Here is a 12,579-nt window from a genome sequence, read left to right as displayed (position 1 = left end):
GACCAGACCAGCCGATGCCAGTAACACTCCTCGACCTGATCCTGCTCGGTGTGATGCTGATCTCGGGCCTGCTCGCGATGGTCCGCGGCTTCATGCGCGAAATCCTGTCGATCGCGGCCTGGGGCACGGCGGCGATCGTCACCCTTTATTCGTTCTCAAAGCTGCTGCCGACCGCAAAGACCTATTTCAACAACGATACCGTCGCGAGCGTGGTCGTGGTCGCCGGCGTGTTCGTGGGCACCCTGGTCGTGGTCTCCGTGATCACGGTCCGGATTTCCGACATGATCCTGGATTCGCGCATCGGCGCGCTGGACCGCACCCTCGGCTTCCTGTTCGGGCTGGCTCGCGGGCTTTTGATCGTCGTGGTCGCCTTCCTGTTCTTCACTTGGCTGGTGCCGGACAAGCAGCGCCCGGATTGGGTCACGGGGGCCAAATCCCGCGTGGTGCTCCAGGGAACCGGGGATTGGCTGATGGCCCTCTTGCCTGACGACCCCGAGAACACCATCTTGAAGAGATTCAAGAAAAACAAACCAGATGATGAGCAAACTGATTCCGAGCAGCAGCCTTCGGGCAGTGGCGACGGATACAGCAAACCGGCTCGTGACAGCCTTAAAAAGCTGATCGAGAAACCCGCGGCGCGTTGATTAAGCCCTAAAGAGAGGCTCGGACGAGATGCGAAACCCTGACCAGGACGCCCAACTTGATCTCGGCCCGGCCGCGCTAGAGCTTCAGGACGATCTGGAGGGAGATACGCTGCGCGAGGAATGCGGCGTCTTCGGCATCTACGGCCACCCCGATGCCGCCGCCGTCACGGCACTCGGCCTCCATGCCCTTCAGCACCGCGGTCAGGAGGCCGCGGGCATCGTCTCCTATGACGGCGGCCGCTTTCATTCCGAACGCCGCCTCGGTCTCGTCGGCGACACCTTCTCCCGCCGCGAGGTGATCGACCGCCTGCCCGGCAACATGGCGGTCGGCCATGTCCGCTATTCCACCACCGGCGCGACCATCCTGCGCAACGTGCAGCCCCTGTTCGCCGAATTGAATGCCGGCGGCCTTGCGGTCGCCCACAACGGCAACCTTACCAACGGCCTGACGCTGCGTCGCGAGCTCGTGAAGAACGGCGCGATGATGCAGTCGACCACCGACACTGAGGTGATCCTGCACCTGGTCGCGCGCTCCAGGCGCAGCCGCTTCATCGAGCGCTATATCGACGCGCTGCGCGAGATCGAGGGCGCCTATGCGCTGGTCTCGCTGACCAACAAGAAGCTGGTCGGCGCGCGTGATCCCCGTGGCATCCGTCCGCTCGTGCTCGGCGAGCTCGATGGCTGCCCGATCCTGACCTCCGAGACCTGTGCGCTCGACATTATCGGCGCACGCTTCGTCCGCGACATCGAGCCCGGCGAGGTCATCGTGTTCGACGACAACGGTCAAGACATCCACAAGCCGTTCCCGCCGATCGCGCCGCGTCCCTGCATCTTCGAGTACATCTACTTCTCCCGTCCGGATTCCATCGTTCACGGCCGCTCGGTCTACGAGGTGCGCAAGGCCTTTGGCGCGCAGCTCGCGCGCGAGAGCCACGTCCCGGTTGACGTCGTGGTGCCGGTGCCGGATTCCGGCGTGCCCGCCGCGGTCGGCTACAGCCAGCATTCCGGCGTGCCGTTCGAGCTCGGCATCATCCGCAACCATTATGTCGGCCGCACCTTCATCCAGCCGACGCAGGCGATCCGCGAATCCGGCGTGCGCATGAAGCATTCGGCCAACCGCGCAGCGATCGAAGGCAAGCGCATCATCCTGATCGACGACTCGCTGGTGCGCGGCACCACCTCGAAGAAGATCGTGCGCATGATGCGCGACGCCGGCGCCAAGGAAGTGCACTTCCGCCTCGCCTCGCCGCCGATCCTCTATCCCGACTATTACGGCATCGACCTGCCCGACCGTGGCGGCCTGCTGGCCGCGACGCATTCGTTGGAGGAGATGCGCGAGATCATCGGCGCCGACTCGCTCGCCTTCCTGTCGATCGACGGCATGTACCGCGCCATGGGCGAGCCCGGCCGCGACCCCGCCAATCCGAAATTCTCGGATCACTGCTTCACCGGGGCGTATCCGACCCACCTCACCGACCAGACCCAGACCGAGCAGCAGCCGCGGCAGTTGTCGCTACTGGCGGAGGCGAGCTGAGGTGTCGTCCCGGCGAAGGCCGGGACCCATAACCACAGGTCTGTGTGGTTTGAAGAGGATGGCCATGACCATCTTCACCCAATCATCGCCGTCACGGCGTATGGGTCCCGGCCTTCGCCGGGACGACGCTGGATAGAACCTTAATGACAAAACCTCTCGCCAACCGCATCGCTCTCGTCACCGGCGCCTCGCGCGGCATCGGCTTGGCCACGGCCAAGGCGCTCGCCAGGGCCGGCGCGCATATCGTCGCTGTGGCGCGTACGCAGGGCGGGTTGGAAGAGCTCGACGACGAAATCCGCAAGGACGGCGGCAGCGCCACGCTGGTGCCGCTCAATCTCACCGATTCCGACGGCGTCGCGCGGCTCGGCGCCGGCCTGCACGAACGCTACGGCAAGCTCGACATCCTCGTCGGCAATGCCGGCGTGCTCGGCCCCTCCTCGCCGGTCGGCCATATCGAGCTGAAGGCTTTCAACGACGTGATGGCCGTCAACGTCTCCGCGAACTTCCAGCTGATCCGCTGCATGGAGCCGCTGCTCAAGCAATCCGACGCCGGTCGCGCGGTATTCATCACCTCGGGCGCGGCCAACAAGGCCACCGCCTATGTCAGCCCCTACGCCGCCTCCAAGGCCGCGCTGGAAACGCTGGCGCGCGCCTGGGCGCAGGAGACCGCAAATACGAAGCTGCGCATCAACCTGTTCAATCCCGGCCCGGTCCGCACCCGCATGCGCGCCACGCTGATGCCGGGCGAAGACCCGGCGACGCTGGAAACGCCCGAGCAGGTCGCCGAATTCATCGTTCCGATGTGCGCGCCGGACTGGACCGAGACCGGCAAGTTCTATGATTACAAGACGCGCAGCCTGATGAGCTTCCGCTCGCCGGCCTGATTGACTCAAGCGCCTCCCCGCGATTGACTGCCCGCGCTCAAGCGGCAGCAAGCCGCAAGCCAATAAAGGGAGGTTGCCATGGCGCCATGGCATGATCGCGCAGGCGTTACGCGTGCGCTCGCAAATGTCTCTCACGCCTTCTCCATCCTGATCGCGGCTATCGCGTTTGTGCTTCCGGGCGCGGCAACCGCCGGCGATGTCCCGACGTTCGCGGTCGATTCCTCCTGGCCCAAACAGCTGCCGAACAACTGGATCCTCGGCCAGGTCGGCGGCATCACCGTCGACTGGCAAGGCCACATCTGGGTGATCCATCGCCCACGCTCGCTCACCGACGACGAGAAAGGCGCGAGCCTCAACCCGCCGCGTTCCAAATGCTGCGTGTCGGCACCGCCGGTGCTCGAATTCGACAGCGACGGCAACCTGCTGCGATCCTGGGGCGGTCCGGGCGAAGGCTATGAATGGGTTGGCCGCGAGCACGGCATCGAGGTCGACGAACGTGGCTTCGTCTGGGTCGGCGGCAATGCCGACAACGACAACGCCATCCTGAAATTCACGCTCGACGGCAAGTTCGTCGCCCAGATCGGCAAGATCGCGCCGAGCCTCGGCAGCAACGACACGACGCAGCTCGGCAAGCCCGCCGAAACCGCGATCGACAAGGACGCGAACGAAATCTACGTCGCCGACGGCTATGGCAACCGCCGCGTCATCGTGTTCGACGCAACCACGCTCGCCTACAAGCGGCACTGGGGCGCCTACGGCAACAAGCCCGACGACACCAAGCAGGCCGCGTATGATCCCAAGGCGCCAGTTTCTCAGCAATTCGGCAATCCCGTCCATTGCGTGAAGCTCGCCAATGACGGTCTCGTCTACGTCTGCGACCGCATCAACAACCGGATCCAGGTGTTCAGGAAGGACGGCACCTTCGTGAAGGAGTTCTTCTTCGAGAAGAACACGCTCGGCAACGGCGCGGTGTGGGACATCGCGATCTGGCCCGATCCGAAGCAGACCTGGCTGCTCAGCGCGGATGGCGAAAACAACGAGATCAGGGTTATCAAGCGCGACGACGGCAGCGTGGTCGGCAGCTTCGGCCACAACGGCCGCAATGCCGGGCAATTCCACTGGGTGCATGCCATGGCGATCGACGCCAAGGGTAATGTCTATACCGCCGAGGTTGACACCGGAAAACGCATCCAGAAATTCAAGCTGACATCGGACGCGCTGAAATAGCGTCTCGACGCATTTTGCCCAAAAGTTAACCGACGGATGACGCCACGACGCAGCGTCATCCGGCTTTAGACGCATTGCCGCCGGCCGTGGGACAGGCTAGAGCCATCAGCCGGAAACAAGGCTCCGCAAGAGAGCCGTCCGCATATTTGACAATGGAGGGAACCTGTCATGACAACGACGTTCGCGCGCCGCTCCGCGGCCCTTTTGGCCTGCGCCGCCTTCGGTTTTGCCACATCCGCCTACGCCCAAGAAAAAGGACAGGACAAGACCGTCAAGATCGGCGTGCTCAACGACATGTCCAGCCTCTATGCCGACATCGGCGGACCGAATTCGGTGGCCGCGATCAAGATGGCGGTCGAAGATTCGGGCATGAAGGCCAAGGGCTGGACCATCGAGGTCCTCTCGGGTGATCACCAGAACAAGCCCGATATAGGCGTCAACATCGCACGGCAATGGATCGACAACGAGAAGGTCGACGTCATCGCGGACACGCCGAGCTCGGGCGTGGCGCTCGCGGTCAGCAACCTTGTCAAGGAAAAGAACTCGGTGCTGCTCAACTCGGGCGCGGCAACCGCCGACCTCACCGGCAAGGCCTGCACGCCGAACACGATTTCCTACACCTACGACACCTACATGCTTGCCAACGGCACCGGCAAGGCGCTGACCAAGGCCGGCGGCGACAGCTGGTTCTTCCTGACCGCCGACTATGCCTTCGGTCACGCGTTGGAGCGTGACACCAGCGCCGTCGTTACCGCCAATGGCGGCAAGGTGCTCGGCGGCGTCAAGCACCCGCTCAACACGGCTGACTTCTCCTCCTTCCTGCTTCAGGCTCAGTCATCGAAAGCCAAGATCGTCGGTCTCGCCAATGCCGGTGGCGACACCACCAACGCGATCAAGCAGGCGTCCGAATTCGGCATCGTTCAGGGCGGCCAGAAGCTCGCAGCGTTGTTGCTGTTCATCACCGACGTGAATTCACTCGGCCTGAAGACGGCGCAGGGCCTCACCTTCACCGAGTCCTTCTACTGGGATCTCAACGACAGCACCCGTGAATGGTCGAAGCGCTTTCAGAAGGTCTCGCCCAAGAACGCCATGCCCTCGATGACGGTGGCCGGCAACTACGCGGCCGTGCTGCACTACCTGAAAGCGCTGGACGCGCTCGGCGCTAATCCGCGTGACGGCGCCAAGGTCGTTGCCAAGATGAAGGAAATCCCGACCGACGATCCACTGTTCGGCAAGGGCCCGCTGCGTGTCGACGGCCGTCGCATCATCCCGGCCTATCTGTTCGAGGTGAAGAAGCCGGAAGAATCGAAGTATCCGTGGGACTATTACAAGCTGGTGGCGACCATCACGCCGGAAGACGCCGCCAAGCCGCTCGAGGCCAGCGAGTGTCCGCTGGTGAAGAAGTAAGCCAGATAACTCTTAGGGTGGGCAAGGCGCGAAAGCGCCCTGCCCACCATCTCGCCACAACCGAAGAAGGCGGTGGGCACGCTTTCGCTTTGGCCACCCTATGAGACTACGACGCCGTCTTCGCCGCGGCCAGCGCCCGCACCGCGATCGCCACGCACACCACCATCAACACCGCCGCGAGCAGGAACGGCGCGCCGGGCAGACGCCACGGCGCGCTGGCGCCGATGAAGAATGAAAACGTCAGCGTGAACAGGAACGGGCCGACGAGCTGCGACACGCTCTGCACGCTCGCGGTTGCGCCCTGCAACTGGCCCTGCTGATGGGGCGCGACCAGCCGCGTCATCAGCGACTGCATGGCCGCACCCGAAATCCCCCACAGCGACATCACGGGAATGCCGAGCCAGAACAGCGGCCCGGTCGGCGCTGCGCCGAAGATCAAGAAGCCGACCGCGCCACAGCACAGGCCCATCAACAACGCGTTCCGCTCGCCGAGCACGCGCACGATCGGGCCGATCGCAAGCCCCTGCACCACCATGGCGCAGACGCCGACCATCGTCAGCGTCAATCCCACGGTTTTCGAATCCCAGCCATAGCGATAGGTGGCATAGAGCACGAAGGTCGAGGGCAGCACGACATGCGCGACCTGCGCGATGAAGTTGACGACGGACAACGCAGCGAGCACGGCGTTGGAACGCAGCAGGCGGAGCGCACCGACCGGATTGGCGCTCGTCCAGCGGAACGGCGCGCGCTTGTCCGCCGCCAGCGATTCCGGCAGGACGAACAGCCCATAGAGCGCATTGGCAAAGCTTAAGGCCGCCGAGGCCCAGAACGGCAGGCGCGGATCGATATCGCCGAGCAGACCGCCCAGCGCCGGGCCCAGCACGAAGCCGGCGCCGAAGGCAGCGCCAATCCTGCCAAAGACCGCCGCGCGCCGCTCCGGCGGCGTGATGTCGGCAATATAGGCAAAGGCGGTCGAGATACTGGCGGAGGTGATCCCGGAGATGACGCGGCCGACGAACAGCCAGACCAGCGACGGCGCCAGCGCCATCAGCACATAGTCGGCCGCGAGCCCGAAATTCGACAGCAACACCACCGGGCGCCGCCCGAAGCGATCCGACAGCGCGCCGAGCACCGGCGAGAACACGAACTGCATCAGCGCCCAGGCGGTGCCGAACAGGCCGAAGATGCGGGCCGCGTGCGCCGTGTCGTTGTCGACGAAGCTCTCGATCAGTTTTGGCAGGATCGGCATGATCACGCCGAGCGCGAGCATGTCGAGCAGGATGGTGACGAAGATGAAGGCGACCGCACCGCGCCGGACCGGCGTAGCGCCCTGCGCCATCGCCTCGCCGGCTTCGTTGCTCACGACGGCCGCTTGCGCTTGTGGGCGAAGGGATTGGCCTTCTCGCGCAGGGTGATACGCACCGGCGTGCCCGGCAGCTCGAAGGCCTCACGCATCGAATTGGTGAGATAGCGCAGATAAGACTGCGGCACCGCGTCCGCGCGCGAGCAGAACAGCACGAAGCTCGGCGGGCGCGCCTTGGTCTGCGTGATGTAGTTCAGCTTGAGCCGTCGGCCGGACACGGCGGGCGGCGGATTGGCCTGGACCGCCTCCTCGAACCAGCGGTTCAGCGACGAGGTCGACACACGCCGGTTCCAAAGCGCATAGGCGTCCTGGATCGCCTGCATCAGGCGGTCAATGCCCTCGCCCATCAGGCCGGAGACGGCGACGATCGGCACGCCCTTGACCTGCGGGAGCAAGTGATCGGCATCGCGGCGCAGGTTCGAAATCGCACCGCCACCCTTGCTCTCCATCAGGTCCCATTTGTTGACGGCGAGCACGACAGCGCGCCCCTCGCGCTCGATCAGGTCGGCGATACGAAGATCCTGCTCCTCGAAGCGGTTCTGCGCATCCATCATCATCACGACGACTTCGGCAAAGCGCACCGCGCGCAGTGCGTCTGCGACCGAGAGCTTTTCGAGCTTCTCCTCGATGCGCGAGCGCCGGCGCAGACCTGCGGTGTCGAACACGCGAAAATCGCGGCCCTTCCAGCTGATCTCGACCGCGATGGAATCGCGCGTGGTGCCGGCCTCCGGGCTCGTCAGCAGGCGCTCTTCGCCGAGCAGATGATTGATCATCGTCGACTTGCCGGCGTTGGGCCGGCCGACGATAGCGACCCGGATCGGACGCGTGGCGGCCTCTTCCTCCGTCAGCGGTTCGTCGTCCTCGACTTCATCCTCGTCGACAGGCTCCGGCATCAGCTCTCTAAGGGCATCATAGAGCTCGCCCATGCCCTCGCCGTGCTCGGCCGAGATCTGGATGGGATCGCCGAGGCCGAGCGCGAAGGCCTCCATCGCGCCGGCATCGCCATGCTTGCCTTCGCTCTTGTTGGCAACGAGCAGCACCGGTTTGTCGGCCTTGCGGGCGAAATCGGCGAAGGCGCGATCGTTGGGCGTGAGGCCGCTGCGGGCATCGATCACGAAGAACAGCACATCGGCCTGTGCGATCGCGGCCTCGGTCTGCTCCTGCATGCGGGCGGTCAGCGAGCCCTTGGCGCCCTCGTCGAGGCCGGCGGTGTCGATGATGGTGAACTCGAGATCGCCGAGCCTGGCCTCGCCCTCGCGGCGGTCGCGGGTGACGCCGGGCAGGTCATCGACGAGCGCGAGCTTCTGCCCAACCAGGCGGTTGAACAGCGTCGACTTGCCGACATTGGGCCGGCCGATAATGGCAATCTTAAAGGACATGGGTCATTCGTGCGCTGCCGGAGCTGCGCCTGTCAATGAAATGAAATTATTAAAGCGCGATGAGGCTGGGATGAATCTTCACCACGCTTTAGGTTGTTGTTTGAACACGATCTTTTTGGAAAACCGCTTCGCACTTTTCCGGATCATGCTCTAGCGCGAGAAGCTGCCGCTCGGCATCGGCGCCGGGAAGGCGCCCTGCGATTGCTGCTGGGTGGTCTGGGTCGGTTGCGCCTGCTGGACGGGTTGATCGGGCGGCGGCGCAGTGGTGCGCTTGCGCACGATCTTCTGCTTGGGCGGAGCGGCCGCGGGCGGCGCGGCCTCCGGCTGGGCCTCGCCATCGACTTCGCCGGCGGGCGCCTCTGCCGGCGCGACTGCTGCGGCGGCCGGCTGCCTGGTCTTTTTCGCCTTGGCACCCTTCGCCGGCTTGGCCGGCTCGGGCGGAGGCTCCGGTGGCAAGGCCGCAACGGCAGGCGCGTTCGGATCGGGCTGCTGCTGCGCGCCCTTGTACATGTCCTTCGGAACGCCCTGCTCGAGGCCCGGCACGCCCTCCGGGAACACCGGCTTGCGGTCGCCCGGCAGCTTCTTCTTGGTATCGAGGAAGTCGAGCATGTCGCTCGGATCGAAGCTGGAGCAACCGCCGAGGACGCCCGTGAAGGCGATCAGGACGGCGGCTGCGATCAAGCGTGGCGTGCGGAGCATATCGGTATCTCGTCTCTCGGGGCCGTCAGCTCTTGGCTCAGCTCTTGAATCAGCTCTTGGCGACGGGCGGCAGCAGGGCCTGCAGCGCCTCGGCGCGTGAGCGCAGGCCGGCTGGCGTTTCGCCGTCCTCGGCAATCGCGTCGAGCCATTTGCGGGCCGCAGTCATGTCGTTGTTGCGCCAGGCCGACAGCGCCAGCATCTCGCGGGCGCTGTGGCGGAAGGTCGATTTGGGCGCAGCGGAAGCTTCCAGCCGCTGCTGCATGTCGGCATAGGACGCGCTGTCGACCAGCAAGCCGGCGGCGCGAATCCTCGCCAGATCCTGCCACTCGCCGCCCACGCTGCGGTCCGCGGCAATGTCGTCATAGAGCTTGGCCGCCGCCTTGGGATCGCGGGCTGCCGCCTCGGCTGCAGCACGCAGCCGCGCCAGGGTGCGATAGCCCGATGGAGCCTTGGCGGCGAGCTCGGTGAAGGCCGCCTCGGCCTCCGCATGCTTGTCCTGATCGGACAGCTCGGCGGCTTTCTCGAAGGCGGCGCCCGCCTCCGCGGATTTCTTGGCCTCCAGATACTGGTAACCGCGCCAGCCACCCACGGCGGCGACGATCAACACCATCAGGGCGATGAAATAGATCGAATACTTGTCCCACAGCCTTTTGAGCTGCTCGCGACGTACTTCCTCGTCGACTTCGTCAAATAATTCAGACACTTAAGCTAACCCCATACCCGGTCAGGAATGCGCGCCAGATCGTCCGCGTCAAAAACCCGTCCCCGCGTGGCGGCGGCGATACCCTATCGATATGGCGGTGGCAAGGCAAAGCGAGCCCGATCAAGGCGTTAACCACCCGGGATCGCCCGGAGGGCCCTGCCCGACTCAGGTTCCCAGAAGCTCCCGCAGCTGCCGCTTCAGCACCTTGCCATTGGCATTGCGCGGCAACGGCTCCGCGGTGATCACCATGGTTTCCGGGACCTTGTAGTCGGACAGCCGCTCCGCGCACCAGGCGCGCAAGGCTTCGCTGTCCACCGGCGCGCGCGTCACCACCACGGCATGAACGCGTTCACCCAGCACCGGGCACGTCTTGGCAACGATCGCGCTCTCGACCACGGCTGGATGGCCGGCCAGCACGAATTCGACCTCGGCCGAATAGATCTTCAGGCCGCCGCGATTGATCATGTCCTTCTGCCGGTCGAACACCCGGACAAAACCTTCCGCATCGACCGAGCCCAGATCGCCGGAATGCCAGAATCCGGCAGTGAAACTCTCGGCCGTGGCCTTCGGATTATTCCAGTACCCCTTGATGACGGAGGCGCTCTGGATCCAGAGCTCGCCGATCTCGCCGTGAGGCAGCTCGCGGCCATCCGCTCCTATCGCGACGACGCGCGCACCGGGGCAGGCCAGGCCGACGCTGTCGATGTGGCTCGCCGTCAGCTCGCCGGGCATGATCGTGGAGGGCGATGTCGTCTCGGTCGCGCCGTAGCAGTTCATCAGCCTGAGACCGGGAATCTTCGTTTCGAGCTTCTCGATGGTCGCGACCGGCATCGGTGCGCCGCCAAAACCGCCGATGCGCCAGCTCGACAGGTCGTAGCCGTCGAAATCGGGCTGGAGCAGGCAGAGATTGTACATCGCCGGCACCATCACGGTGTAGGTGACGCGCTCGCGCGCGGCGAGCTTGAGATATTCGGCGGCCTTGAACTCCGGCATGATGATCAGCGCGCCGCCGCAGCAGATCATCGTCGTGATGTTGGCGACGACGCCGGTGACGTGGCCGAGCGGCACAGCCGCGATCGAACGGTCCGCTGAGGTCAGTTTCAGGCAGGACGCGAAGATCATCGAGGAATGGACGATGTTGCAATGGGCCAGCATCGCGCCCTTCGGCTTGCCTGTCGTGCCTGAGGTGTAGAGGATCATCGCGGTGTCCTCCTCGCTCGTCTCTGCGGGTGCATTGGCCGGCAAATTGTCGGCGAGCACCGCGAAACGCGACAGAGCCGGATCGTCGTCGACGGCGATGCGGTGGATCACATCGGGCACATCCCGCGCATCTGGCAGACGATCCGCGAGTGCCGCCTCGTGGATCAGGATTCTGGCACCGCAATCGGTGAGGACATAGGCGATTTCCGGCTTCTGCTGGCGCGTGCTGAGCAGCACCGTGACGAGCCCCTCATGCGCGGCAGCAAACAGCAGCAGCGGAAATTCGACGCGGTTGCCGAGCAGGATCGCGACACGATCGCCGCGCTGCAATCCGAACTTGCGAAAGCCCGCAGCGATCCGCGCAGCCTGCTCCGTGGCCTGCCGCCAGCTCAGCCGGACATTGCCTGAGACCAGCGCTTCACCGTCGGCATTGCGGGCGCGGGCGTCCGCGATCATCGTCCACAGGCTCGACGGCCGATCGCAAAATGCCGGCACCACCCGATCGCCGAAGCGCGCTTCGAACCGCATTGGTGGGATCTGAGATTGCGACCAGTCCATCGGGCTGCCCTTGCCTTGTTGCTCTTGTTACTTTCCGCGCATGGGCATGCCGGTCCTGTCTTGTGCTGATCGGCTAGCCACCCATCACGGGCACCCCGATCACGACCGGATGGAACGCAAAAGCCAGCGCCAGATAAGCGACGATTCCGACCGCGACCGCGATCAGATCGTTGGTGACGCCGCCCACCGGAATCGGCGGGCCGCCGCCATCGGTGCGACGCTTCAGCGTAATGCGATCATACACCGCCCACCCCAGGAACGAGCCGAACAGGATGATGGAGCCGAGATCGCCATTGGCCAAAAGATGCGCCGCCGCCCACAGCTTGATGCCGGCCAGCATCGGATGCTTCAGCGTCGCATAGATGCGGCCACGCAGATATGACGCAACCACCAGGATGACCGCGGGCAACATCAGCGCGAGCGTGATGTGCTTGAATGCTTTCGGTGGATACCAGACGTCGATCCAGCCGGTCGCACGGTAGTGGGCGAAGCCCCAGATGATCAACGCGAGCCCCGCGAGCGAGGCGAGCGAATAGAGGATCTTGTAGGTCCCCTCGCCCAGTCTCGCGATTGCCTGCGCGCGCGCCTCGCGTTTCGTCGTGAACACATGCGCCGCAAAAAACAGCGCAAGCCCCAGGATCATGACCAGCAGACCCACGACAACCTCCCCCTCTACCAGCGCCCCCGCCTATGGCGTATCATCGATTGGCCGCCGGTCGCAACTCTCACCCCTCATGGTGAGGAGGCGCAAAGCGCCGTCTCGCGGACGATGCTTCGCATCGCCGCGAGAACCATGCCGGCCCGGCTGCCGCAACACCGCGGCCTGCATCCTTCGAGACGCGCGTAAAGAACGCGCTCCTCAGAGGGTGTGATCTATTCGACGGCTCATCGAGCACTATAGCCGAAAGCCGTCGCAGTGTGATTCTCTGGCGATGGCGGATTCGCAGGAGACCACGATGGCAAGCGATGAATTGTTCGGAG

Annotated in this window: 11 protein-coding genes; 5 read left to right on the top strand and 6 right to left on the bottom strand. The window is 64.7% G+C overall.

Features of this window, described 5'->3' with window-relative positions; genetic code table 11:
- Positions 1-14: 14 nt before the first annotated feature.
- From QCM77_RS39955 to QCM77_RS39935, 5 genes are all read left to right on the top strand, one after another.
- Positions 15-644 (top strand): CvpA family protein, encoded by a 630-nt coding sequence (locus QCM77_RS39955; protein ID WP_279686429.1) that lies wholly within the window; start codon positions 15-17, stop codon positions 642-644.
- Between the two features lie 28 nt (positions 645-672).
- The gene (gene purF / locus QCM77_RS39950; RefSeq protein WP_279668050.1) at positions 673-2,178 is read left to right on the top strand and encodes an amidophosphoribosyltransferase; all 1,506 of its coding nucleotides are present in this window, start codon (positions 673-675) and stop codon (positions 2,176-2,178) included.
- 143 nt (positions 2,179-2,321) lie between these two features.
- A complete protein-coding gene (locus QCM77_RS39945; RefSeq protein WP_279668051.1) occupies positions 2,322-3,062 on the top strand; it encodes an SDR family NAD(P)-dependent oxidoreductase in 741 nt (246 codons plus the stop codon).
- A gap of 78 nt (positions 3,063-3,140) precedes the next feature.
- Complete coding sequence (locus tag QCM77_RS39940) at positions 3,141-4,289, top strand: NHL repeat-containing protein (RefSeq protein ID WP_279668052.1); 1,149 nt, start codon at positions 3,141-3,143, stop codon at positions 4,287-4,289.
- 168 nt (positions 4,290-4,457) lie between these two features.
- Positions 4,458-5,696, top strand: coding sequence for an ABC transporter substrate-binding protein (locus QCM77_RS39935; RefSeq protein ID WP_279668053.1), 1,239 nt, complete (start codon positions 4,458-4,460; stop codon positions 5,694-5,696).
- 106 nt (positions 5,697-5,802) lie between these two features.
- Here QCM77_RS39935 and QCM77_RS39930 read toward each other — a convergent pair whose 3' ends face one another.
- From QCM77_RS39930 to QCM77_RS39905, 6 genes are all read right to left on the bottom strand, one after another.
- Positions 5,803-7,059 carry a TCR/Tet family MFS transporter gene (locus QCM77_RS39930; protein WP_280096466.1) on the bottom strand — a complete coding sequence of 419 codons (1,257 nt, stop codon included), beginning with the start codon at positions 7,057-7,059 and terminating at the stop codon, positions 5,803-5,805.
- Positions 7,056-8,438, bottom strand: a complete 1,383-nt coding sequence (der, locus tag QCM77_RS39925) for a ribosome biogenesis GTPase Der (protein WP_279668055.1) — start codon at positions 8,436-8,438, stop codon at positions 7,056-7,058. The genes QCM77_RS39930 and der overlap by 4 nt, the downstream gene beginning before the upstream one ends.
- A 150-nt stretch (positions 8,439-8,588) precedes the next feature.
- Positions 8,589-9,137, bottom strand: coding sequence for a hypothetical protein (locus QCM77_RS39920; RefSeq protein WP_279668056.1), 549 nt, complete (start codon positions 9,135-9,137; stop codon positions 8,589-8,591).
- 49 nt (positions 9,138-9,186) lie between these two features.
- A complete protein-coding gene (locus QCM77_RS39915) occupies positions 9,187-9,840 on the bottom strand; it encodes a tetratricopeptide repeat protein (RefSeq protein ID WP_280096465.1) in 654 nt (217 codons plus the stop codon).
- A gap of 165 nt (positions 9,841-10,005) precedes the next feature.
- On the bottom strand, positions 10,006-11,598 hold the full coding sequence (locus tag QCM77_RS39910; protein ID WP_280096464.1) for a class I adenylate-forming enzyme family protein: 1,593 nt from the start codon (positions 11,596-11,598) through the stop codon (positions 10,006-10,008).
- A gap of 73 nt (positions 11,599-11,671) precedes the next feature.
- Entirely contained in the window at positions 11,672-12,256 is a 585-nt protein-coding gene (locus QCM77_RS39905; protein WP_211396235.1) for an NnrU family protein, read from the bottom strand.
- Positions 12,257-12,579 lie beyond the last annotated feature (323 nt).

The organism is Bradyrhizobium nivariense (assembly GCF_029846695.2).
Taxonomy (GTDB): Bacteria; Pseudomonadota; Alphaproteobacteria; order Rhizobiales; family Xanthobacteraceae; genus Bradyrhizobium.
Note: the sequence above shows the minus strand (reverse complement) of the source record. Positions and strands in the feature narration are given on the sequence as shown.

Excerpts from the sequence above, each read along its gene's own strand:
- QCM77_RS39955 (WP_279686429.1), top strand. The coding sequence starts at position 15 with ATGCCAGTAACACTCCTCGACCTGATCCTGCTCGGTGTGATGCTGATC.
- purF (WP_279668050.1), top strand. The coding sequence starts at position 673 with ATGCGAAACCCTGACCAGGACGCCCAACTTGATCTCGGCCCGGCCGCG.
- QCM77_RS39945 (WP_279668051.1), top strand. The coding sequence starts at position 2,322 with ATGACAAAACCTCTCGCCAACCGCATCGCTCTCGTCACCGGCGCCTCG.
- QCM77_RS39940 (WP_279668052.1), top strand. The coding sequence starts at position 3,141 with ATGGCGCCATGGCATGATCGCGCAGGCGTTACGCGTGCGCTCGCAAAT.
- QCM77_RS39935 (WP_279668053.1), top strand. The coding sequence starts at position 4,458 with ATGACAACGACGTTCGCGCGCCGCTCCGCGGCCCTTTTGGCCTGCGCC.
- der (WP_279668055.1), bottom strand. The coding sequence starts at position 8,438 with ATGTCCTTTAAGATTGCCATTATCGGCCGGCCCAATGTCGGCAAGTCG.
- QCM77_RS39920 (WP_279668056.1), bottom strand. The coding sequence starts at position 9,137 with ATGCTCCGCACGCCACGCTTGATCGCAGCCGCCGTCCTGATCGCCTTC.
- QCM77_RS39910 (WP_280096464.1), bottom strand. The coding sequence starts at position 11,598 with ATGGACTGGTCGCAATCTCAGATCCCACCAATGCGGTTCGAAGCGCGC.